Raw genomic sequence first — 23961 nt, forward strand, 5'->3', positions numbered from 1 at the left:
GTCGCGGTGCTCAGACCCGTCGAGGTCGACGTGGACAAGCTGGCGACGCTGCTATTCGTCGTGCTCAGGCCGGTGGAAGCCGAGGTCGACAAGCTGCTGATGCTGCTCGTCGCGGTACTCAGACCGGTCGAGGTGGACGTGGACAGGCTGCCGATGCTGCTGGTCGCCGTGCTCAGGCCGGTAGACGTCGAAGTCGACAGGCTGCTGATCCCGGTGGAGGCCGAGGTCGACAAGCTGCCGACGCTGCTCGTCGCGGTGCTCAGACCCGTCGAGGTGGACGTGGACAAGCTGGCAACGCTGCTATTCGTCGTGCTCAGACCGGTGGACGTCGAAGTCGAGAGGCTACTGATCCCGGTCGAGGTCGACGTCGACAAGCTGCTGATGCTGCTGGTCGCGGTGCTCAGACCCGTCGAGGTGGACGTGGACAAGCTGCCGATGCTGCTTGTCGCTGTGCTCAGGCCGGTAGACGTCGAAGTCGACAGGCTGCTGATCCCGGTGGAGGTCGACGTCGACAAGCTGCTGACGCTGCTCGTCGCGGTGCTCAGACCGGTCGAAGTGGAAGTCGACAAGCTGCCGATGCTGCTGGTTGCCGTGCTCAGGCCGGTGGACGTCGAGGTCGACAGGCTGGCAACGCTGCTGTTTGTCGTGCTCAACCCTGTGGAAAGGCTGCTGATGCCGCTCGCCGACGTGCTCAAGCCCGTCGAAAGGCTGCTGACAGTGCTGTTGGTCGTGCTCAACCCTGTCGAAAGACTGCTAATGCTGCTCGTTGCAGTGCTCAGGCCAGTGGACGTGGAGGTTGAGAGGCTGCCGATGCTGCTTGTCGCGGTGCTCAGGCCCGTCGAGGTCGAGGTCGACAGGCTACCGATACCGGTGGAAGTCGAAGTCGACAAGCTGCTGATGCTGCTGTTTGCGGTGCTCAGACCGGTCGAGGTAGACGTCGACAAGCTGCCGATGCTGCTCGTGGCGGTGCTCAAGCCAGTAGACGTCGAAGTCGACAGGCTGCTGATGCCTGTGGAAGTCGAGGTGGACAGGCTGCTGATGCTGCTGGTCGCCGTGCTGAGCCCGGTCGAGGTGGACGTCGACAAGCTACCGATGCTGCTCGTGGCGGTACTCAAGCCAGTAGACGTCGAAGTCGACAGACTGCTGATGCTGCTGGTTGCAGTGCTCAGACCCGTCGAGGTGGACGTGGACAAGCTGCCGATACTGCTCGTCGCCGTGCTCAGGCCAGTGGACGTCGAAGTCGACAGGCTACCGATCCCGGTGGAGGTTGAAGTCGACAGACTGCTGATGCTGCTCGTCGCCGTGCTCAGGCCGCTCGAGGTCGACGTCGACAAGCTCCTGATGCTGCTGGTCGCGGTGCTCAGGCCCGTGGACGTCGAGGTCGACAGGCTGCTGATTCCGGTGGAAGTCGAGGTCGACAGGCTGCCGATGCTGCTCGTCGCCGTGCTCAAACCGGTCGACGTCGAAGTCGACAGGCTGGTCAGATTGCTGTTCGTCGTGCTCAGGCCGGTGGACGTCGAGGTCGACAAGCTGCTGAGGCTGCTCGTCGTCGTGCTCGCCACGGAGTACAGCTGGCTGCCGTTGATCGCGTCGGTGCTGCTGGCACCAACCAGGCCGGCGGCGACGTTCTGAATGCGGCGCTCCGCACCCGGGCCGCCCACGCTCACCACCCCTGCGGACGAGCTGGCGCCTGCAAAGCCGCCGAACGTCGTGCCGCCAATGGTCGCGCTGCTGACGGTCGTGGTGCCACCGGTGGCTGCCGTGGCGGCGCCAGTGGTTGCCGCGCCCTGCCCGAGGGCAACCGACCCGGCGACGCTGGCGTTGGACCCGAGACCGATCGCGACACCCGAAGTGGCACCCGAAGTGACCACGGATTGCCCGCCAATCGCGATGGCGTCGCTTGCAGCCGCCGAAGCACCGCCGTTGCTGTTTGTACCGATCGCCGTGGCGCCATTGCCGGTGGCGGTTGCCGTCCGACCCAGAGCAGAAGAAAAATCGCCGGCCGCGGTGGCTCCGGAGCCGATGGCCACCGAGCGATTTCCGTTCGCGACTGCGGAGGTCCCGAGTGCCAGGGCATTCTCTGCGCCAGCCTGCGCAGCGTAGCCAAATGCCGCGGAAGTCTTTCCTGCGGCATTGGAGAGGGTGCCGAATGCCGTAGAACCACCACCGCTGGCATTTGCAAGGTTACCGAAGGCCGTCGAAGGCGCCAGGCCACTCGGGTCGCCAACGGCCTTTGCATTGGTGCCGAAGGCCATGTCATTGCTGAAGGCAGCGTTGGCGTTGTTGCCAAACGCCGTCGCGCCACCTCCGTTTGCACGGGCACCCGTCCCGATGGCGACGGTGTTGTCCGATGCGGCATTGGCCGCACTGCCGAGCGCTAACGCGCCATTTCCGCCACTGACCGCATTGGCGCCCAACGCCATCGCTGCATCGATCACGCTCCCGGTGTTCGACTTGACCAGTGCGCCATTGCCGATTGCGACGGCACGGGTCGTGTTGTTGTCCGTCGTGGCGTTGCTACCGATCGCGATGGCTGCGTTCGGCATCGCGCCTCCCACCTGATCGGCAGATGCACCCACGCCCAACGCGACGCTTCCACCCCAGCTGTTCGAATTCGTACCAATGGCAATCGAATTGGTTTCGCCGCCGCCGGCCCCAATCGACGCACCCGCATTCTTGCCGATGGCGATCGAACCATCGACCGTCGCTCGCGCGCCATTGCCCAGTGCGGTAGCACTGTTTCCGGCTGCTGCACTGCTGCTCCCGATGGCAACGGAGTCTGATCCGGTGGCTTTCGCGCTGATGCCGATGGCCGAGCTGTTGGCGCCGGATGCACTGGTATTGCTGTCGCCTACCTGGAAGTGGTTGGCAAGGATGGTGGTAGTCGAATTCGTTGTGCTCGCGTCGCCCAACGTGATGTTCGTGGCATTGGCGATGTCGGCATTGCCAACGAAGTAGTTGCGAATAGGGGTACCAGCCCCGCCGCCGCGCAGAACCATGAACTCGCCTGATCCGATCGAATCAGGGTTCGAGACAAATGTAAGACCGTTGTTGCTGCTGGGCTGACAAGAAGTAGTTGCGTTACAGGTGATCTGGGCGTTGGCCACCGACCCGATCCAACCAAAGGCAACCGCCATCGAGGCTGACAGCAACGTCGTGCGAAGCATGCCCCGAGCACGCCCGCTCTTGCTGGCCTTGCCCCTGCTCTTTTCAAGTTCGCTGACCGCAATCCAAGCACCCAGGGCTTCGTTCCAAACAGTTCTGTAAGACTTATTCATTTATTCAACTCAGTTCACGGTAGAGAACAGCCAGGTACAGACCGATAGGAAACGCGACCTCCCTGGCTCAGAATCCGTCGCGAAAGGCGCCCGCATGCGACGCCCATTTACAAGAACGGTGAAATGTACGGGGTTGTTTACATTTATGGCGCAATGCAACATCCGCTGAAAATGCAGCGGATGATTTAGTTCACAGAAACGAAATAAGAGTGGGCAAACCGCTGGTTGCGAGTTGTCCTCGAACCACGAAAGAGCACCGCCACGTAGAATTTGGGCGGCTTTGAAAGCGGACATTTATCACACAAATCCGCCGGTAAATCCGGCTTTTCCTGTGATCTGCACCTCTTCCTCGGTGATTGGCGGCCCTGATACCGCACGCCAGGTCAAATCGAAAGCACTCGAAATCTGGAAATTTCTCACAGGACTGGCAATTAATTTCTTACCCAAAGAGGCACCGCTATTGCCTTTGTCAGAAATTAACAAATTGGAAACAAATTAAAAATGACCGCCTCCACCAAGCTCCGTATTGGCATCACTATCGGCCTGCATCACGAGGCTGAAACGTTATGGAATAACGGCATCAAGCAGAACGCCGTGTTCCTGGCGGAAGCGCTGAAGCACTGCCCGAGCGTGGCGTCGGTCGTGCTGGTGAACACCACGGCCGTGCCCATCACCGCCGCCCTACCCTGGGACCTGGCACGCTGGCCCACAGTGAATTTCGAAGCGGCCAAGGACAACGTGGACGTGCTGATCGAGCTCGGCGGTCAGATCGATCCGGTGCAAACGGACTACCTGAAGCGCCGCGGCGCACGGCTGGTGTCGTACTGCTGCGGCTTCGAATATGTGCACGCCATGGAGTCGATGCTGTTCAGCAGGCCGCTCTGGGGGCAGAACCTGTTCATCAACCAGCGCTACGACGACATATGGATGGTTCCGCAGGTGACCCATATCAGCCAAGCCTATTTCGAGGTGCTGCGCCGCGCCGAAGCGCGCGCCGTGCCTTTCGTGTGGAGCCCGGTGTTCCTCGACGAGCGCACCCGCACGCTGCCCGATGCCGGCGTTTACCAGCCGCGCAGCGGCCCGCGCCGGCTCAGCGTGATGGAGCCGAACATCAACGTCGTGAAGTTCTGCCTCTACCCGATCCTGATTGCCGAGCTGTCTTACCGCGCGCGGCCCGACGCCATTGCCCTGCTGCAAGTCACCAACGCCGAGCGGCTGGCCAAGGAGAACATGGAGTTCATCACGCTGATGAACCAGCTCGACCTGATCCGCCAGCACAAGGCGGTGTTCCTGGGCCGGCACGAAACGCCAGTGTTCCTGGCGCAGAACACCGACATCGTGGTCTCGCACCAGTGGGAGAACCCGCTCAACTACTTCTACCTGGAGACCTGCTGGCAGGGCTACCCGCTGGTGCACAACGCGCATCTGTGCGCCGACCTCGGCTATTACTACCAGGACAACGACGTGGCGGCAGGCAGCGCCCGTGTGCTCGAAGCCATCGACACGCACGATGCACAGGCGCTCGCCTACCGCGAGCGGCAACGCGGCCTGATCGACCGCTACCTGCCCGGCAACGCGGCCGCCACCGAGGTGTACAACACGCTGCTGCTCGGCCTGATGCAGCGGCCCGCCAAATGAAACGAGCAACGCCCCATGCTTGACCCCTCCGAACTCCGCCAATTCTTTCCCGTCGTTGTCTCGCCCAGCCACGACGGCAAGTTTTTCCAGAACTACGTCCTGTCGATGCTGAACCTCACCATCGAAGCCGAGCGGGCCGGCATGCGGCTGCAGGTGCTGTTCCACCAGGGCGAGAGCCTGGTGACGCGCGCGCGAAACAACTGCGTGGCCCAGTTCCTGGCCAATCCGCACTGGACGCACCTGTTCTGGATCGACGCGGACATCGGCTTTTCGGCGCAGGCGGCCTTCCGGCTGCTGCTGTCGGGCTACGACATTGCCGCCGGTGTCTACCCGCTCAAGCGCGAGAACTGGCCCGCCGAGGGTGTGGCCGCAGGCACGACGCAGCAGCAGTTCGAAGCCACGTTCACGCGCTACACCGTCAACGCCAAGGCCTCGGAAGTCACCTCGCAGGTGGAACTCGACGTTCAGCCCGACGGCTTCATGAAGATGGACGAGGCGCCGACCGGCTTCATGGTGATCAAGCGCGCGGTGTTCGAGCGGCTGATGGCCAGCTACCCCGACCTCAGCTACGTGCCAGACAGCATCGGCGAAGCGAACCTCGGGCTGCACTACCGCTTCTTCGACGTGATGGTCGATCCGGTGACGCGCCGTTATCTGTCGGAAGACTATGGCTTCTGCCGCCTGTGGTCGGGGCTGGGCGAGTCGATCTACATCGATGCCAACTCCAACCTCTCGCACCAGGGCGCCAAGCTGTATCGCGGCGACTTCGCCAATTCGTTGCTGACCGCGCTGCCCTATGCGGTCGGCGGCCCCGCCGGTGCGGCAATGGTGCTCACGGGCCGGGAGCACCTGAAGCCGAACGCTCCGCCCCCTTGAGCGCCGCGAGTCCCTTGGGGCTGCGCCCACAAAAAAACCCCGCCGAAGCGGGGCTTTTTGATTGAGGCGATCTGAAGAAGATCAGGCCGCGACCGTGTCCGCCACACCCTTGTAGTCGTCAATCTTGTCGAAGTTCAGGTACTGGTAGATCTGCGTGCTGGCTGCATCGAGCACGCCCGATGCGGCCATGTACTCCTCGCGGGTCGGGATGCGACCAAGGCGCGAGCAGATCGCGGCCAGCTCTGCCGAGCCGAGGTACACGTTCGTGTTCTTGCCCAGGCGATTCGGGAAGTTGCGGGTGCTGGTCGACATCACCGTGGCGCCTTCGCGCACCTGTGCCTGGTTGCCCATGCACAGCGAGCAGCCCGGCATTTCGGTGCGGGCACCTGCATTGCCGAACACGCCGTAGTGGCCTTCTTCGGTCAGTTGTTGCGCATCCATCTTGGTCGGCGGCGCGATCCACAGCTTGACCGGAATGTCGCGCTTGCCTTCGAGCAGCTTCGAAGCCGCACGGAAGTGACCGATGTTGGTCATGCACGAGCCGATGAACACTTCGTCGATCGCGGCACCGGCCACGTCGCTCAGCGTCTTCACGTCGTCCGGATCGTTCGGGCAGGCCACGATCGGTTCGTGGATTTCGGCCAGATCGATCTCGATGACGGCGGCGTAGTCGGCGTCGGCATCGCCCTTGAGCAATTGCGGGTCCTTGAGCCAGGCCTCCTGCGCGGCGATGCGGCGTGCCAGCGTGCGGGCATCTGCATAGCCTTCGGCAATCATCCACTTCATCAGCGTGATGTTGCTGTTGATGTATTCGATGATCGGTTCCTTGTTCAGATGCACCGTGCAGCCGGCGGCCGAACGCTCGGCCGAAGCGTCGCTCAGTTCGAAGGCTTGTTCGACCTTCAGGTCGGGCAGGCCTTCGATTTCGAGGATGCGGCCCGAGAAGATGTTCTTCTTGCCTTGCTTGGCCACGGTCAGCAGACCCGACTTGATGGCGTACAGCGGAATCGCGTTGACCAGGTCACGCAGCGTGACGCCGGGCTGCATCTTGCCCTTGAAGCGCACGAGCACCGATTCGGGCATGTCCAGCGGCATCACGCCGGTGGCAGCGGCGAAGGCCACGAGGCCCGAGCCTGCCGGGAAGCTGATCCCGATGGGGAAGCGGGTGTGGCTGTCGCCGCCGGTACCGACGGTGTCGGGCGTCAGCAGGCGGTTGAGCCACGAGTGGATCACGCCGTCGCCCGGACGCAGCGAAACGCCGCCGCGGTTGGCCATGAACTCGGGGAGTTCGTGGTGCATCTTGACGTCGACCTTCTTCGGGTACGCCGCCGTGTGGCAGAACGACTGCATCACGAGGTCGGCCGAGAAGCCCAGGCAAGCCAGGTCCTTCAGCTCGTCGCGGGTCATCGGGCCGGTGGTGTCCTGCGAGCCGACCGACGTCATCTTGGGTTCGCAGTACGTGCCCGGGCGAACGCCCTGGCCTTCAGGCAGGCCACAGGCGCGGCCGACCATCTTCTGTGCGAGCGAGAAGCCCTTCTTGGTGTCGACCGGGCTTTGCGGCAGGCGGAACAGCGTCGAGACAGGCAGGCCCAGCGCTTCACGCGCCTTGGCGGTCAGGCCACGGCCGATGATCAGCGGAATGCGGCCGCCGGCGCGCACTTCGTCGAACAGCACGTCGCTCTTGACCTGGAACTCGGCGATGACCTTGCCGTCCTTCAGGGCCTTGCCTTCGTAGGGACGCAGCTCGACCACGTCGCCCATGTTCATCTGCGTCACGTCGAGCTCGATGGGCAGCGCGCCCGAGTCTTCCATCGTGTTGTAGAAGATCGGTGCGATCTTGCCGCCGAGGCAGACGCCGCCGAAACGCTTGTTCGGCACGAAGGGAATGTCTTCGCCGGTGAACCACAGCACCGAGTTGGTGGCGCTCTTGCGCGACGAACCCGTGCCGACCACGTCGCCAGCGTAGGCCACGAGGTGGCCGCGCGCGCGCAGGTCTTCGATGAACTTCACCGGGCCGCGCTTGCCGTCTTCTTCGGGAACGATGCCGGGGCGTGCGTTCTTGTGCATCGCGAGCGCGTGCATCGGGATGTCGGGACGCGTCGTTGCATCGGGTGCGGGCGACAGGTCGTCGGTGTTGATTTCGCCAGCCACCTTGAAGATGCTGACGGTGATGCTTTGCGGCACTTCGGGACGGCTGGTGAACCACTCGGCATCGGCCCAGCTTTGCAGCACGCCCTTGGCGTGGACGTTGCCCTTGTCGGCCTTTTCCTTGACGTCGTGGAACTGGTCGAACATCAACAGGGTCTTCTTCAGGCCCTCGGCCGCCACGGCGCCGACTTCGGCGTCGTCGAGCAGGTCGATCATGGGGCTGATGTTGTAGCCGCCGAGCATGGTGCCGAGCAGTTCGGTCGCGCGGGCGCGCGAAATGAACTCGCTCTTTTCGGTGCCGTGGGCCACGGCCGCGAGATAGCTCGCCTTGACCTTGGCGGCATCGTCGACGCCGGCGGGCACGCGATAGGTGAGCAGATCGAGCAGGAAGGCACCGTCCTTGGCATTCGCGCTCTTGAGGAGCTCGATCGCTTCGGCGGTTTGCTTCGCGCTCAAAGGCAGCGGCGGGATACCGAGCGCGGCGCGTTCGGCAACATGGTCAACGTAGGCTTGCAACATCTTCTTTTCTCCGGAAACTGGGCTGGCGGGCGTGCGGAGCGCTCATGCAAGAGCCGCGCCGCACCCCGTTTCGGTACGCTTACTTCTTGGCCGCGTCGGCGCCTTCGAACAGGGCCTTCGGCGGGTTCTTCTTCATTTCTTCGGCAAATGCGACCTGGGCCGCGGTCTGGCATTCGTCAGCGATGCGCAGGCCGGCCTTCTGGTTCATCAGCATCGACTTGTTGCCGAGCTGGAGCCACATGGCGCCGGCACGCGGGTCTTCGAGGCGAATGGCGCCGGTGCGGCTTTCGACCGGGTGCATGCGGTACTTCAGGCCCTTGGTGGTCACGGTGAAGAAGCCGGGCTTCTTCTCGTCGGGCGTGACGGTCACGTCGGCGCCGAGTTCGCACTGGGCCTTGCCGACGGACACGCGCTGGGCCACGGCCAGGTCGGCCTCGGAGAGCGTCACGTCGGTGTCGGTGTTGATGGGCGTGACTTCTTCGACGGCCTTGGCGGCCTTGCGCGTGACCTGGTGCTTCTTGGCGGGTGCCTTGGCCGTGGTGGTCTTGGCGGCGGGCTTGGCCGCCGGCTTGGCTGCGTCCTGGGCCATTGCGGCCAGCGGGAGCGCCAGGGCAACAGCGGCGATCAGGGCAATTTTCTTCATGTGTGGGTTTCCTTGAGGCTGGGTTCAGTGAGTTTCAGGAGGCCGCGAATGCAAACCAGGCTTTCGCCTCGGGGGGCAACGCGCGCCCTGTTGCGTGGGCACGCGTCAGAACCTGCCAGAAATGGCGGTAGCTCGCGCGGTCGTGCAATGTGCCATCAATTTGTGTCGGAGCCCAATCCGCATCTGCGGCTTTTGCAATGATTTGTGTGGCAATTTGAATCTGCGCTTCGTCGGGCGCGAAGGCCTCGAGGATGGGGCGGATCTGGTTCGGGTGGATGCTCCACATGCGCGTGTAGCCGAATTCGGTGGCCGCCTTGCGGGCCGCGATGCGCATGGCATCGGTGTTGTTGAATTCGGTCACCACGCAGTGCGAAGGCACCTTGCCGTAGGCGTGCGCCGCCGAGGCGATGGCCAGCTTGGCGCGCACCACCAGCGGATGGGTGAACTGCCCGGCCGCGCCCATGCCGTCGGCGGGAATGGCACCGGCGTGCGCCGACACGAAATCCATCAGGCCGAAGCTCAGCGATTGCACGCGCGGATGCGCGGCGATCTCAAAGGCGTTGTGCACCGCCAGGGGCGATTCGATCAATACGTGCAGGGGCAGCGCACCGGCGTCCGCGGCTTCGAGCGCCGCAACAGCCTGCAACACATCGGCCACCGATTCGACCTTGGGCACCATCAGGTGGCTCAGGCGCTGACCAGCACGGCCGGCGATGGTGATCACGTCGCCGGCGAAGGCCGGATGGTCGACCGGATGCACGCGCACGCCGACGCGCATGCCGGGCTTGGCGGCCAGCGCCAGCTCGGTGACGAGGGCCGCATGCTCGGCCTCGCCGCCAACCGGGGCACCGTCTTCGCAATCGAGGGTGACGTCGAACACGCAGGCGCCGAACTCTTCGGCCATTTCGGCTTGCAGCGCCAGGCTTTTCTTCATGCGGGCTTCAACGCCGCTGTAGTGGTCGCACACGGGCAGGGTCACGGCCCCGGCCTGCGCGCCGAGCAGCACTTCAGCAGGGTGGACTGCGTTCGTCATGCTTTCTTCTGCGCCACGATGAACATGCGTGGAAAAGCGAGCAGGCGCTTGCCGTCGGCACGGGCCGGATATGCCTTGTTAACGCGGCGCTCGTACTCGGCCAGGTAGCTTGCCTGCAGGTCCGGCGGGAGCCGGTCGACGAAAGGCTTCAGCCCGGTGCCACGCACCCATTCGACGATAGCCGCAGCATTCGCCATCGGGTGCTGGTAGATCGTGTGCCAGACATCGACATGCGCGGCGCGCGGCGCCAGCAGGTCGTAGTACCCACCCAGGCCGAACAGCTTCGTGCGCAGCTTGTCGGCATCGCCGATGGGCTCGGCCCAGGGCGCTTCGGCCGCCACCGCGCGCATCAGGCGGTGGGTAGGCTCCTGGCGGTTGTCGGGCATCTGGACGGCGAGCACGCCGCCCGGGGCCAGCGCATCGAACAGGCGCGGGATCAGCGTGTCGTGATCCGGCACCCATTGCAGGGACGCGTTGGCATAAATGAGATCGGGCGCTTCTTGCGGCGCCCAGGTCGCGATGTCGCTCAGCTCGAAGCGCGCCTGCGGCAGGCGCTCGCGCGCGCTGACCAGCATGGCTTCGGAGTTGTCGGTCCCGATGACGTGCGCCTTCGGAAACCGCTGCACCAGCAGCTCGGTGGAATTGCCCGGACCGCAGCCGAGATCGACCACACGGGCCGCCTTGGTCAACGGCACCCGCGCCAGGAGTTCCTGCGCGGGGCGGGTGCGCTCGTCCTCGTAGCGACGATAGAGCGCGGGGTTCCAGTCGAGCATGCCGGCGGATCTTGCTTGCTTACTTAGATCAGGTGAGCGACGCCGGCTTGTTCGCCTTGCAGCTCTTCCAGGGTCTTGTTGATGCGTTCCTGGCTGAATGCGTCGATCTCGAGGCCTTCGACCAGCTTGTACTCACCGTTTTCGCAGGTGACGGGGAAGCCGAACATCGTGTCCTTCGGAATGCCGTACTGGCCGTCCGACGGAATGCCCATGGTGACCCACTTGCCGTTGGTGCCCAGGGCCCAGTCGCGCATGTGGTCGATGGCGGCGTTGGCGGCCGAAGCAGCCGACGACAGGCCGCGGGCTTCGATGATGGCTGCGCCGCGCTTGCCGACGGTCGGCAGGAACACGTTGGCGTTCCATTCCTGATCGTTGATCATCTTGGCGACGCTTTCGCCGTTGATGGTGGCGAAGCGGTAGTCGGCGTACATCGTGGGCGAGTGGTTGCCCCAGACGGTGAGCTTCTCGATGTCGGCCACGGGCTTGCCGGTCTTGGCAGCGATCTGGCTGGCAGCGCGGTTGTGGTCCAGGCGCAGCATGGCGGTGAAGTTCTTGCGCGGCAGGTCGGGCGCGCTCTTCATGGCGATGTAGGCGTTGGTGTTGGCAGGGTTGCCGACCACCAGCACCTTGACGTTGCGGCTGGCGACGGCGTTGAGGGCCTTGCCTTGTGCCGTGAAGATGGCGCCGTTGACGGCCAGCAGTTCAGCACGTTCCATGCCCGGGCCGCGGGGACGCGAGCCAACCAGCAGTGCGTAGTCGGCGTCCTTGAAGGCGGTCATCGGGTCGCCATGCGCTTCCATGCCGACCAGCAGCGGGAAGGCGCAGTCGTCAAGTTCCATCATCACGCCCTTGAGCGCCTTCTGGGCCTTCTCGTCGGGAATTTCGAGCAGTTGCAAGATGACCGGCTGGTCTTTGCCGAGCATTTCGCCAGATGCGATACGGAACAACAGGGCGTAACCGATTTGACCGGCGGCACCGGTGACGGCAACGCGGACGGGCTTTTTGCTCATGGGAAGACTCCAGAAGGTGATGAAAACGGTGTCGGCGCGCTCGTGGTGCGCCAATGGTCCAACGGGGGGATTACCTTCCCGCGGCGCGGGACCGGCCCGCATTTTAAGCCGATTCAATGAGCCTCGTCTTATGTCTTATATAAGATATCCTCTGGGGGTCCGCCAAGGCGCACCCCACCGCTGCCATGAACACCCCCACCGCCCTCGACGAGCCCGCGACGCCGTCCTTCAGTCCGCTCTACCAGCAGATCAAGACATTGATCCTGCAGAGCCTGCAGGCGGGCGAGTGGAAGCCGGGCGAACCCATCCCGAGCGAGATGGACCTGGCCGTGCGCTATCGCGTGAGCCAGGGCACGGTGCGCAAGGCCATCGACGAGCTTTCCGCCGAAAACCTCGTGGTGCGGCGCCAGGGCAAAGGCACCTTCGTCGCGACGCATGCCGAGCAGCATGTGCAGTACCGCTTTCTCAAGCTCGTGCCCGATGCGGGCAGCCCGAGCACCGAAGGCCCGGCCGTGCGCACCATCGTCGACTGCAAGCGCCAGCGCGCTTCGGCCGACGTGGCACGCGCCCTCGGCCTGCGCACCGGCGACGCGGTGCTGCAGGTACGCCGCGTACTCGCCTACGCGGGCGTACCGACCATCCTCGAAGACCTCTGGTTGCCCGGCACGCCCTTCAAGGGCCTCACGGCCGAGCGACTGCGCGCATGGCCCGGCCCGATGTACGCGCTGTTCGAAACCGAATTCGGCGTGCGCATGGTGCGTGCCGAAGAAAAAATCCGTGCCGTGCTGCCCGATGCCGAGCAGGCCGAACTGCTCGACGTGACGCAGCAGATGCCCCTGTTGAGCGTGGAACGTGTCGCGCACACCTACCATGACATGCCGATGGAGTTGCGCCGCGGGCTGTACCGCACCGACACGCACCACTACAGGAATCAGTTGGGCTGAACCCGATGCGGACAGAAATCGAATTCCGGTGCGCCAACGTGCGCACACAACATGCGCGATGCGCTACGAAGTCAATAGCATCCGACTGCAGCGGTGCGTTGACGCGAGTGCGTCCGCAGCACGATGGTGCATTGCAATAGAATTTTGCGTTGTTTGCATTTCCGCATAAGAAACAAAAGCGTTCGCTCTCAGAACAAGCCACCAAGCCACGAAAGCCCTCCCCCATGACAGAGCTTGCAACTCCCCCCCGGCCGCCACGTCGCGAATTTCGCAACATCAATGCGTTCACCGACCTCACGACCTACCGGCTGCCGCCGGCCGGCATCGTGTCGATCCTGCATCGCGTGAGCGGCGTGATCATGTTCCTGCTGCTGCCGTTCATCATCTGGATGTTCGACACGTCGCTGTCATCTGACTACTCGTTCGCCAAATTCAAGGCCGCCTTCAACAGCGGCCTTGGCTTCGTTCCGGGCTGGTTCTTCAAGCTCGTCGCACTGGCCCTGATCTGGGCCTACCTGCACCACTTCATCGCCGGCCTGCGCCATCTCTGGATGGACGTGAGCCATGCCGCGGTCACCAAGGAATTCGGGCACAACTCGGCCGTGGCCACGTTGGCCCTGAGCATCGTGCTCACCCTGGTGCTCGGCGCCAAGCTGTTCGGCCTGTACTGAGAAGGAGCCACCCCATGTCTGTGAATTACGGCTCCAAGCGCATCGTCGTCGGTGCACATTACGGTTTGCGCGACTGGCTCAGCCAGCGCATCACGGGCGGCCTGATGGCGCTCTTCACGATCATCCTGCTCGCACAGCTGATCTTCTCGCGCGGCCCCATCGGCTACGACCTCTGGGCCGGCATCTTCGCGGCGCAGTGGATGAAGGTGCTGACCTTCTCCGTGATCGTTGGCCTGCTCTATCACGTGTGGGTCGGCATGCGCGACGTGTGGATGGACTACGTCCAGCCCGTTGCCATTCGCCTCGCCCTGCAAATTTTCACCATCGTCTGGCTTGTCGGTTGTGCGGGTTGGGCCATTCAAGTGCTTTGGAAGATCTGAGCCCACCATGACCTACACAAAAGAAAAAATCACCAAGCGCAAGTTCGACGTCGTGATCGTCGGTGCCGGCGGCTCCGGCATGCGCGCCTCGCTGCAACTTGCACGTGCCGGCCTCAACGTGGCTGTGCTCTCCAAGGTGTTCCCGACCCGCTCGCACACCGTCGCTGCGCAAGGCGGCGTGGGCGCATCGCTCGGCAACATGAGCGAAGACAACTGGCACTACCACTTCTACGACACGATCAAGGGTTCCGACTGGCTCGGCGACCAGGACGCCATCGAGTTCATGTGCCGCGAAGCACCGAAGGTCGTGTACGAGCTCGAACACTTCGGCATGCCCTTCGACCGCAACCCCGATGGCACGATCTACCAGCGTCCGTTCGGCGGCCACACGGCCAACTACGGTGAGAAGCCCGTGCAGCGCGCCTGCGCCGCGGCCGACCGTACCGGCCACGCGATGCTGCACACGCTCTATCAGAAGAACGTCGAAGCCCGCACCCAGTTCTTCGTCGAATGGATGGCGCTCGACCTCATCCGTGACGAAGAAGGCGACGTGGTCGGCGTGACCGCACTCGAGATGGAAACCGGCGACCTGCACATCCTGCAGGCCAAGACCGTGCTGCTGGCCACCGGCGGTGCAGGCCGCATCTTCCAGGCCTCGACCAACGCCTTCATCAACACCGGCGACGGCCTCGGCATGGCGGCCCGCTCGGGCATTCCGCTGCAGGACATGGAGTTCTGGCAGTTCCACCCGACCGGCGTGGCCGGCGCGGGCGTGCTGCTCACCGAAGGTTGCCGCGGCGAAGGCGCCATCTTGCTGAACAGCAACGGCGAACGCTTCATGGAGCGCTATGCGCCCACGCTGAAGGACCTGGCACCACGCGACTTCGTCTCGCGCTCGATGGACCAGGAAATCAAGGAAGGCCGAGGCTGCGGTCCCAACAAGGACTACGTGCTGCTCAAGCTCGACCACCTCGGTGCCGAGACCATCCACAAGCGCCTGCCCTCGGTGTACGAAATCGGCGTCAACTTCGCCAACGTCGACATCACCAAGGAACCGATTCCCGTCGTACCGACCATCCACTACCAGATGGGCGGCATCCCGACCAACATCAACGGCCAGGTCGTCATCCAGAAGGGTGAAGACAACAGTGCCGTGGTGAACGGCCTCTACGCCGTGGGCGAATGCTCCTGCGTGAGCGTGCACGGCGCGAACCGCCTGGGCACCAACTCGCTGCTCGACCTGCTGGTGTTCGGCCGTGCGGCGGGCAACCACATCGTCGAGTTCAACGACAAGCTCAAGGAACACAAGCCCCTGCCCAAGGATGCGGCCGACCGCACGCTGGAGCGCCTGAACCGCCTCGAAGCCACCACCGGCGGCGAATACGCCCAGGACGTGGCCGGCGAGATCCGCGCCGTCATGCAGCAGCACGCGGCCGTGTTCCGCAAGCAGGCCTCGATGGACGAAGGTGTGGTCAAGATCGCCGCCGTGCGCGAGCGCGTCAATTCGATCGGCCTGAAGGACAAGTCCAAGGTGTTCAACACCGCCCGCATCGAAGCGCTGGAAGTCGACAACCTGATCGAAGTGGCGCAGGCCACGATGGTCTCGGCCGCCGCCCGCAAGGAATGCCGCGGCGCGCATACGGTCGAAGACTACGAACGCCCGGCGGACGACCCGGTCGCGCCGCTCGGCCGCGACGACGCCAACTGGATGAAGCACACGCTCTGGTACAGCCAGGACAACCGCCTCTCGTACAAGCCAGTCAAGCTGCAGCCGCTCACCGTGGCCTCGGTTCCACCCAAGGTCCGCACGTTCTAAGCGAACGGTCAAACGGCTCACAGTCAGCTCATACAAAGCATTCACAAGGTCACTACGATGAAGCGCACATTCCAGATCTACCGCTACGACCCGGACAAGGACGCCAAGCCCTACATGCAGACAGTCGAGATCGAACTCGACGGCCACGAACGCATGCTGCTCGACGCCCTGATGAAGCTCAAGGCACAAGACCCGACGCTGTCGTTCCGCCGCTCGTGCCGCGAAGGCGTCTGCGGCTCCGACGCCATGAACATCAACGGCAAGAACGGCCTCGCCTGCCTGACCAACATGCTTACGCTCAAGGGCACGATCGTGTTGAAGCCGTTGCCCGGCCTGCCGGTCATTCGCGACCTGATCGTCGACATGACGCAGTTCTTCAAGCAGTACAACTCGATCAAGCCGTACCTGCAGAACGACAGCGTGCCGCCCGAGAAGGAACGCCTGCAGTCGCCCGAAGAGCGTGAAGAGCTCAACGGCCTGTACGAGTGCATCCTGTGCGCCAGCTGCTCCACGAGCTGCCCGAGCTTCTGGTGGAACCCCGACAAGTTCGTCGGCCCCGCCGGCCTGCTGCAGGCCTACCGCTTCATCGCCGACAGCCGCGACGAAGCCACCGGCGAGCGCCTGGACAACCTGGAAGACCCGTACCGCCTGTTCCGCTGCCACACGATCATGAACTGCGTGGACGTGTGCCCGAAGAGCCTGAACCCCACCAAGGCCATCGGCAAGATCAAGGAACTGATGGTGCGTCGCGCCATCTGAACCTTTTCATCAAGAAGCCACCATGCAATCCGCCGCCGACTTCGACCAGCCGCTCAGCGAACGTGCGCTGAGCAAGCTGAAATGGCGCTGCCGGCGCGGCCTGCTCGAGAACGACCTGTTCATCGCCCGCTTCTTCGAGCGGCACGAATCCCGCATGACCGTGGGTCAAGCGGGAGCGATGGAGACATTGATGGACCTGTCGGACAACGACCTCCTCGACCTTTTGCTACGCAGAAAGGAGCCCGAGCCCGCATGGGCCGGGGCCGAGGTGGTCGAACTGCTGCAGTTGATGCGCACCGACGGCGCAGCACGTCAATGAAAGCGCCCTGCCTTACGCAGCGCCCCGCCATCTCTCCTTCGTCCCGAATCCTCCTCTGAAAGAAAACCGAAATGAAAGCATCCGATACCAAGGCCACGCTGTCGTTCAGCAACGGCGGCGACAGCGTTGAACTGCCGATCTACAAGGGCACCGTCGGCCCCGACGTGATCGACATCCGCAAGCTGTACGCACAGACCGGCATGTTCACCTATGACCCGGGCTTCATGTCGACCGCCGCCTGCCAGTCGGCCATCACGTACATCGATGGCGACAAGGGCGAGCTGCTGTATCGCGGCTACCCCATCGAGCAACTCGCGACCAACTGCGACTTCCTCGAAACCTGCCACCTGCTGCTGTACGGCGAGCTGCCGGACACGGCCAAGAAGGCCAACTTCACCAAGCTCGTGACGAACCACACGATGGTGAACGAGCAGATGCAGTTCTTCCTGCGCGGCTTCCGCCGCGACGCGCATCCGATGGCCATCATGACCGGCCTCGTGGGCGCCCTGTCGGCCTTCTATCACGACAGCACGGACATCAACAATCCCGAGCACCGCGAGATCGCCGCGATCCGCCTGATCGCGAAGATGCCCACGCTCGTGGCCATGGCCTACAAGTACACGATCGGCCAGCCGTACATGTACCCGAAGAACGACCTGAGCTATGCGGGCAACTTCCTGCACATGATGTTCGCCACGCCGTGCGAAGAGTACAAGGTGAACCCGGTGCTCGAGCGCGCGCTCGACCGCATCTTCATCCTGCACGCAGACCACGAGCAGAACGCTTCGACCTCGACGGTGCGCCTGTGCGGCTCGTCGGGCACGAACCCCTTCGCAGCCATCGCAGCTGGCGTGGCCTGCCTCTGGGGCCCTGCCCACGGCGGCGCCAACGAAGCAGCTCTGAACATGCTGTACGACATCCAGAAGGAAGGCGGCGTCGAGAAGATCGGCGAGTTCATCAAGAAGGTCAAGGACAAGAACTCGAACGTCAAGCTCATGGGCTTCGGCCACCGCGTGTACAAGAACTACGACCCGCGCGCCAAGCTGATGCAGGAAACCTGCAACGAAGTGCTGACCGAGCTGGGCCTGGAAAACGACCCGCTGTTCAAGCTCGCCAAGGAACTCGAAAAGATCGCCCTGGAAGACGAATACTTCGTGTCGCGCAAGCTGTACCCGAACGTCGACTTCTACTCGGGCATCGTGCAGCGCGCCATCGGCATCCCGGTGCCGCTGTTCACCGCGATCTTCGCGCTGGCCCGCACGGTCGGCTGGATCGCCCAGCTGAACGAAATGATCGGCGACCCCGAGTACAAGATCGGCCGCCCGCGCCAGCTGTTCGAAGGCTCGCCCAAGCGCGACGTCAAGCCGATCACGGCTCGCTGATCGCCGCGGGAGCTTCGGCTCTCGTTGCCATCCCATCAAAAAAGCTGCCCTCGGGCAGCTTTTTTCGTTGGAGGACACCAAAGCAAGCGCTCTTCGCCACCGGGCAGGAAGGTCATCGCATATCGCGATGGCCTTGCACCGAAAACAGGAAGAAAATAGACAACTCATCGCCAGACGCGATGCCCCAAGCCCCATGAGCACATCCGAACGCAACTTTGCACGCCGCATCGACCTCACGTCGTTGCAGCTGTTCGTGGCCGTGTGCGAGCTGGGCAGCATCGGCCGCGCGGCGGAGCGCGAATTCATCGCGGCATCGGCCATCAGCAAACGCTTGTCCGACCTCGAAGCCACGCTCGGCACCACCTTGCTCTATCGCCATGCGCGCGGCGTCGACCTCACGCCGGCCGGCGAAAGCCTTTTGCATCACGCACGCTCGGTGCTCTACAGCCTGGAGAAGATGCAGGGCGAGCTCAGCGAATACGCCGACGGCGTGCGCGGCCACGTGCGAGTGCACGCGAATATTTCGGCCATCGTGCAGTTCCTGCCCGAAGACCTGGGCGTGTTCACGCGGGCGCATGAAGCCATCAAGATCGACCTCGAAGAGCACCTGAGCAGCGAAGTGATCCGTGCGGTGCAGGAAGGCGCGGCCGACCTTGGCGTATGCCATGTGGCCGGCGGCGCGGGCGAATTGCAGAGCCTCTCGTACCGGCACGACCGGCTGGCGCTGATCGTTCCAACGGGCCATGCGCTGGCGCCGCAGGGCGCCATCGACTTCATCGATTCGCTCGACTTCGACCACGTCGGCCTGCACACCAACAGCTCGATCTACGTGGCGATGCACGAGGCCGCGCTGAACGCTGGCCGCAGCATCAAGCTGCGCATCCACGTCACAGGCCTGGACGCCATGTGCCGGATGATCGAGAACGGGCTGGGCATCGGCGTGATGCCGCAGCGCGCCTTCGAGCTGATGCAGAACGGCATCGGCCGCGGCCTCGTGAGCGTGGCGCTCAACGATGCCTGGGCGGCACGCGAGATCCGGCTGGTGGCACGCGACTTTTCCACGCTGCCGGTGGCGGCGCGCTCGCTGGTGAATCACCTGCACGCGGCAGCCGACACCGCCGAGCAGCTCGCCGCCTGAGCCGCACGGACCGACAAGCAAACCGTCAGACAAACAGACAATCCATTTCCCCACGAAAGAAGAGACCGACATGGCACGCACGCTCTACGACAAGATCTGGGACGAACACGTCGTCCACACCGAGGAAGACGGCACCGCGATCCTCTACATCGACCGCCACCTGGTGCACGAAGTGACCAGCCCGCAAGCCTTCGAGGGCCTGCGCGAAGCCGGCCGCAAACTGTGGCGCATCAGCTCGGTGGTGGCCACGGCCGACCACAACACGCCGACCACCGGCTGGGAACGCGGCTACGCGGGCATCGCCGATCCGACCAGCAAGGAACAGGTCACCACGCTGGACAACAACATCGCGGAATTCGGTGCTGCCGCGTTCTTTCCGTTCCTGAGCAAGCGCCAGGGCATCGTGCACGTGATCGGGCCCGAGTCGGGCGCCACGTTGCCGGGCATGACTGTGGTGTGCGGCGACTCGCACACCTCCACGCATGGCGCCTTCGGTGCGCTGGCGCACGGCATCGGCACCAGCGAAGTCGAGCACGTGATGGCCACGCAGACGCTGCTGGGCAAGAAGGCCAAAAACATGCTCGTGAAGGTCGAGGGCAAGCTGCCGCTGGGCTGCACGGCCAAGGACATCGTGCTGGCGATCATCGGAAAGATCGGCACGGCCGGCGGCACGGGCTACACGATCGAATTCGCGGGCTCGGCCATTCGCGACCTGAGCATGGAAGGCCGCATGACGGTCTGCAACATGGCCATCGAAGCCGGTGCGCGCGCCGGGCTGGTGGCGGTCGACGAAAAGACCATCAGCTACGTCAAGGGCCGCCCGCTCGCGCCCACCGGCGTGGAGTGGGAGCAGGCCGTGACCTACTGGCGCACGCTGCAATCGGACCCGGGCGCGAAGTTCGACGCCGTGGTCGAACTCGACGCCACGCAGATCCAGCCGCAGGTGACCTGGGGCACCTCGCCCGAGATGGTGGTCGAGATCAATGGCCGCGTGCCCGATCCCGACAAGGAAAAAGACGCGAACAAGCGCGGCGCCATCGAGCGTGCGCTGGTCTACATGGGCCTGGAGCCCAACAAGGCCATGAACGACATCTTCATCGACAAGGTGTTCATCGGCTCGTGCACCAACAGCCGCATCGAAGACATGCGCGAAGCCGCCGCCGTGGTGAAGAAGCTGGGCCAGAAGGTCGCGAAGAACGTGAAGCTCGCGATGGTCGTGCCCGGCTCGGGCGTGGTGAAGGAACAGGCCGAGCGCGAAGGGCTCGACGTGATCTTCAAGGCCGCTGGCTTCGAATGGCGCGAACCCGGTTGCTCGATGTGCCTGGCGATGAACGCCGACCGCCTCGAGCCCGGCGAGCGCTGCGCATCCACCAGCAACCGCAACTTCGAAGGCCGCCAGGGCGCCGGTGGCCGTACCCATCTCGTGAGCCCGGCCATGGCCGCCGCCGCCGCGGTGCACGGCCACTTTGTCGACGTCCGTACGTTCGCCTGATCCCAAGAGAGATTCACCATGCAGAAATTCACCGTGCACAAGGGCCTCGTGGCCCCCATGGACCGCGAGAACGTCGACACCGACGCGATCATTCCCAAGCAGTTCCTCAAGTCGATCAAGAAGACCGGCTTCGGCGTGAACCTGTTCGACGAGTGGCGCTACCTGGACGCCGGCTTTCCGGGCCAGGACCCGAAGAGCCGCAAGCCCAACCCCGACTTCGTGCTGAACCAGCCGCGCTACGCGGGCGCCTCGGTGCTGCTGGCCCGCAAGAACTTCGGCTGCGGCTCGTCGCGCGAACACGCGCCGTGGGCACTCGACCAGTTCGGCTTTCGCGCGATCATTGCGCCGAGCTACGCCGACATCTTCTTCAACAACAGCTTCAAGAACGGCCTGCTGCCGATCGTGCTGACCGAAGCGCAGGTGGCGCAGTTGTTCGACGAGACCTTCGCCTTCCCCGGCTACACGCTGACCATCGACCTGGAACGCCAGGTGGTGGTGAAGCCGGACGGCGGCGAGTTCGCCTTCGACGTGCAGGCCTTCCGCAAGTACTGCCTGATCAACGGGCTGGACGACATCGGCCTGACGCTGCGCCACAAGGACAAGATCAAGGCCTTCGAAGCCGAGCGCCTGGCGCAGAAGCCGTGGCTCGCGCATACGATGCTGGCCAACGCCTGAGCGCGTCTCTGATTTTTCTCTTCAACACACGACACAAATGAAAATCGCAGTTCTCCCGGGTGACGGCATCGGCACCGAAATCGTGGCGGAAGCCGTCAAGGTGCTCAACGTCCTCGACCTGAAGTTCGAGATGGAATCGGCACTGGTCGGCGGTGCCGCCTACGAGGCCCACGGCCATCCGCTGCCCGAATCGACGCTCAAGCTGGCGAAGGAATCGGACGCGGTGCTGTTCGGCGCGGTCGGCGACTGGAAGTACGACAAGCTCGACCGGCCGCTGCGCCCCGAGCAGGCCATCCTGGGGCTGCGCAAGAACCTAGGGCTGTTCGCGAACTTCCGTCCGGCCATCTGCTACGAGCAGCTGGTGGACGCGTCGAGCCTGAAGCCCGAGCTGATCGCGGGCCTGGACATCCTCATCATTCGCGAGCTGACCGGCGACATCTACTTCGGCCAGCCGCGCGGCCGCCGCATCGCGACGGACGGGCACTTTCCGGGTGCCGAAGAGGCCTTCGACACGATGCGCTACTCGCGCCCCGAGATCGAGCGCATCGCGCGCGTGGCCTTCGAGGCGGCCCGCAAGCGCAGCAAGCGCGTGACCAGCGTGGACAAGAACAACGTGCTGGAAACCTCGCAACTGTGGAAAGACGTGATGCTCGACGTCGCGAAGGAATATCCGGACGTCGAACTCGACCACATGTTGGTCGACAACGCGGCCATGCAGCTCGTGAAGGCACCCAAGAAATTCGACGTGGTGGTCACCGGCAACATGTTCGGCGACATCCTCTCGGACGAGGCCGCGATGCTCACCGGTTCCATCGGCATGCTGCCCTCGGCGTCGCTCAATTCGAGCAACCAGGGCCTGTACGAGCCCAGCCACGGCAGCGCCCCAGACATTGCCGGCAAAGGGGTTGCCAATCCTTTGGCTACAATCCTGTCCGCTGCCATGATGCTCCGCTTCTCACTCAACCAAGCCGAAGCTGCCGACCGTATCGAGTCGGCGGTCAAGGACGTGCTCGCCTCCGGGCTGCGCACGGGTGACATCTGGTCAGAAGGTACGAAGCGCGTCGGCACCCGCGAAATGGGCGACGCGGTCGTTGCAGCAATCACCAAAAAGACGATTACCGGCTAACCGCAGCCCGCTTCGTCACGCCCCTCCCCGGCTCGACGAGTCGGGGGCAAAAAAAGACAACTTCTTTCTTTTTTCACAAGGGCAAACTGAAATGGCGAACGCATCCCAACAACCTCTGGTCGGCCTCGTAGGCTGGCGCGGCATGGTCGGCTCGGTCCTGATGGACCGCATGCAGGCCGAAGGCGACTTCGGTCTCATCGAGCCGCTGTTCTTCTCGACCTCCAACGCTGGCGGCAAGGCCCCGGCGATGGCCAAGAACGAGACCGCGCTGAAGGATGCGAACGACATCGACGCACTGAAGAAGTGCGACATCATCATCACCTGCCAGGGCGGCGACTACACCAGCGAGGTGTTCCCCAAGCTGCGCGCCGCCGGTTGGAACGGCCACTGGATCGACGCCGCTTCCACCCTGCGCATGCAGGACGACGCGGTCATCGTGCTGGACCCGGTCAATCTGCCGGTGATCCAGAACGCGCTCACCAATGGCGGCAAGAACTGGATCGGCGGCAATTGCACCGTGAGCTGCATGCTCATGGGCGTGGGCGCCCTCTACAAGGCCGGCCTGGTCGAGTGGATGACCAGCATGACCTACCAGGCAGCCTCGGGCGGCGGCGCGCAGCACATGCGCGAGCTGCTGACCCAGTTCGGCACGATCAACGCCGAAGTGCGTGCGCTGCTGGACGACCCGAAGTCGGCCATCCTGGAAATCGATCGCAAGGTGCTGCACAAGCAGCAAACCCTGAGCGCCGCTGAAACGGCCAACTTCGGTGCACCGCTGGGCGGCTCGCTGATCCCCTGGATCGACAAGGACCTGGGCGACGGCATGTCCAAGGAAGAGTGGAAGGCCGGCGCCGAGACTAACAAGATCCTCGGCCAGGGTGCGGGCTTCGGCACCGCCGCCGTGCCGGTCGACGGTTTCTGCGTGCGCATCGGCGCCATGCGCTGCCACAGCCAAGCCCTGACCTTCAAGCTCAAGAAGGACGTGCCGCTGGCCGACATCGAAGCGATGATCGCCGCCGACAATCCTTGGTCGAGCGTGGTGCCGAACACCCGTGAAGCCACCCTCAAGGACCTGACGCCAGTGGCCGTGACGGGCACGATGAATATTCCGGTCGGCCGCATCCGTAAGCTGGCGATGGGCCCCGAATACGTCGGCGCCTTCACCATTGGCGACCAGCTGCTGTGGGGTGCCGCCGAACCGCTGCGCCGCATGCTGCGCATCTTGCTCGAAGCCTGATGCGGGCTGCTCAGGCCCATTTGAAACACAATTTGTTGCCATTGGGCAACATAAGATGTGATCGTAAGTATGCGCGCACTGGGTAGAACAGGCGCATTGCCTTG

The 23961-nt window shown here is 63.8% G+C and carries 20 protein-coding genes; 14 read left to right on the top strand and 6 right to left on the bottom strand.

Annotated features, from left to right (window positions below):
• The coding region (locus ACGLHS_RS27945; protein ID WP_394485403.1) for an ESPR-type extended signal peptide-containing protein at positions 1-3278 on the bottom strand (3278 nt) is incomplete at its 3' end.
• A 501-nt stretch (positions 3279-3779) separates the two neighbouring features.
• Here ACGLHS_RS27945 and ACGLHS_RS27950 point away from each other — a divergent pair.
• Together ACGLHS_RS27950 and ACGLHS_RS27955 are read left to right on the top strand one after the other, a co-directional pair.
• Entirely contained in the window at positions 3780-4916 is a 1137-nt protein-coding gene (locus tag ACGLHS_RS27950) for a DUF2827 domain-containing protein (RefSeq protein WP_394485121.1), read from the top strand.
• Between the two features lie 15 nt (positions 4917-4931).
• On the top strand, positions 4932-5792 hold the full coding sequence (locus ACGLHS_RS27955) for a hypothetical protein (protein WP_093236614.1): 861 nt from the start codon (positions 4932-4934) through the stop codon (positions 5790-5792).
• A gap of 81 nt (positions 5793-5873) precedes the next feature.
• On the opposite strand, the gene ACGLHS_RS27960 is transcribed toward ACGLHS_RS27955, so the two are convergent.
• The 5 genes from ACGLHS_RS27960 to ACGLHS_RS27980 all read right to left on the bottom strand — a co-directional run bounded on the left by ACGLHS_RS27960 (position 5874) and on the right by ACGLHS_RS27980 (position 11918).
• Entirely contained in the window at positions 5874-8459 is a 2586-nt protein-coding gene (locus ACGLHS_RS27960) for a bifunctional aconitate hydratase 2/2-methylisocitrate dehydratase (protein WP_394485123.1), read from the bottom strand.
• A gap of 79 nt (positions 8460-8538) precedes the next feature.
• On the bottom strand, positions 8539-9102 hold the full coding sequence (locus ACGLHS_RS27965) for a hypothetical protein (RefSeq protein WP_093236612.1): 564 nt from the start codon (positions 9100-9102) through the stop codon (positions 8539-8541).
• Positions 9103-9136: 34 nt separating this feature from the next.
• Positions 9137-10135 (bottom strand): HpcH/HpaI aldolase/citrate lyase family protein, encoded by a 999-nt coding sequence (locus tag ACGLHS_RS27970; RefSeq protein WP_394485124.1) that lies wholly within the window; start codon positions 10133-10135, stop codon positions 9137-9139.
• Positions 10132-10908 carry a trans-aconitate 2-methyltransferase gene (gene tam, locus ACGLHS_RS27975; protein WP_394485125.1) on the bottom strand — a complete coding sequence of 259 codons (777 nt, stop codon included), beginning with the start codon at positions 10906-10908 and terminating at the stop codon, positions 10132-10134. Before tam ends, ACGLHS_RS27970 begins: the two co-directional genes overlap by 4 nt.
• A gap of 23 nt (positions 10909-10931) precedes the next feature.
• A complete protein-coding gene (locus ACGLHS_RS27980) occupies positions 10932-11918 on the bottom strand; it encodes a malate dehydrogenase (protein ID WP_394485126.1) in 987 nt (328 codons plus the stop codon).
• A 185-nt stretch (positions 11919-12103) separates the two neighbouring features.
• Here ACGLHS_RS27980 and ACGLHS_RS27985 point away from each other — a divergent pair, with 185 nt between their 5' ends.
• From ACGLHS_RS27985 to asd, 12 genes are all read left to right on the top strand, one after another.
• Positions 12104-12862 carry a GntR family transcriptional regulator gene (locus ACGLHS_RS27985; RefSeq protein WP_394485127.1) on the top strand — a complete coding sequence of 253 codons (759 nt, stop codon included), beginning with the start codon at positions 12104-12106 and terminating at the stop codon, positions 12860-12862.
• A 224-nt stretch (positions 12863-13086) separates the two neighbouring features.
• A complete protein-coding gene (gene sdhC / locus ACGLHS_RS27990; RefSeq protein WP_394485128.1) occupies positions 13087-13533 on the top strand; it encodes a succinate dehydrogenase, cytochrome b556 subunit in 447 nt (148 codons plus the stop codon).
• A gap of 14 nt (positions 13534-13547) precedes the next feature.
• A complete protein-coding gene (gene sdhD, locus ACGLHS_RS27995; RefSeq protein ID WP_093236607.1) occupies positions 13548-13913 on the top strand; it encodes a succinate dehydrogenase, hydrophobic membrane anchor protein in 366 nt (121 codons plus the stop codon).
• A 7-nt stretch (positions 13914-13920) separates the two neighbouring features.
• Entirely contained in the window at positions 13921-15729 is a 1809-nt protein-coding gene (gene sdhA, locus ACGLHS_RS28000) for a succinate dehydrogenase flavoprotein subunit (protein WP_093236606.1), read from the top strand.
• Between the two features lie 57 nt (positions 15730-15786).
• Complete coding sequence (locus ACGLHS_RS28005) at positions 15787-16488, top strand: succinate dehydrogenase iron-sulfur subunit (protein WP_093236605.1); 702 nt, start codon at positions 15787-15789, stop codon at positions 16486-16488.
• A gap of 22 nt (positions 16489-16510) precedes the next feature.
• On the top strand, positions 16511-16807 hold the full coding sequence (locus ACGLHS_RS28010; protein ID WP_093236604.1) for a succinate dehydrogenase assembly factor 2: 297 nt from the start codon (positions 16511-16513) through the stop codon (positions 16805-16807).
• Between the two features lie 71 nt (positions 16808-16878).
• Positions 16879-18189, top strand: coding sequence for a citrate synthase (gene gltA / locus ACGLHS_RS28015; protein WP_093236603.1), 1311 nt, complete (start codon positions 16879-16881; stop codon positions 18187-18189).
• 193 nt (positions 18190-18382) lie between these two features.
• A complete protein-coding gene (locus ACGLHS_RS28020) occupies positions 18383-19327 on the top strand; it encodes a LysR substrate-binding domain-containing protein (RefSeq protein WP_093236602.1) in 945 nt (314 codons plus the stop codon).
• A gap of 70 nt (positions 19328-19397) precedes the next feature.
• The gene (leuC, locus tag ACGLHS_RS28025) at positions 19398-20819 is read left to right on the top strand and encodes a 3-isopropylmalate dehydratase large subunit (protein ID WP_394485129.1); all 1422 of its coding nucleotides are present in this window, start codon (positions 19398-19400) and stop codon (positions 20817-20819) included.
• Between the two features lie 18 nt (positions 20820-20837).
• Positions 20838-21494, top strand: coding sequence for a 3-isopropylmalate dehydratase small subunit (leuD, locus tag ACGLHS_RS28030; protein ID WP_093236600.1), 657 nt, complete (start codon positions 20838-20840; stop codon positions 21492-21494).
• 37 nt (positions 21495-21531) lie between these two features.
• Positions 21532-22620 (top strand): 3-isopropylmalate dehydrogenase, encoded by a 1089-nt coding sequence (gene leuB / locus ACGLHS_RS28035; protein ID WP_394485130.1) that lies wholly within the window; start codon positions 21532-21534, stop codon positions 22618-22620.
• A 91-nt stretch (positions 22621-22711) separates the two neighbouring features.
• The gene (gene asd / locus ACGLHS_RS28040; protein ID WP_394485131.1) at positions 22712-23857 is read left to right on the top strand and encodes an aspartate-semialdehyde dehydrogenase; all 1146 of its coding nucleotides are present in this window, start codon (positions 22712-22714) and stop codon (positions 23855-23857) included.
• The last annotated feature ends 104 nt before the right edge of the window (positions 23858-23961 follow it).

It is taken from the genome of Variovorax sp. VaC1 (genome assembly GCF_043658315.1).
Lineage (GTDB): Bacteria > Pseudomonadota > Gammaproteobacteria > Burkholderiales > Burkholderiaceae_C > Variovorax.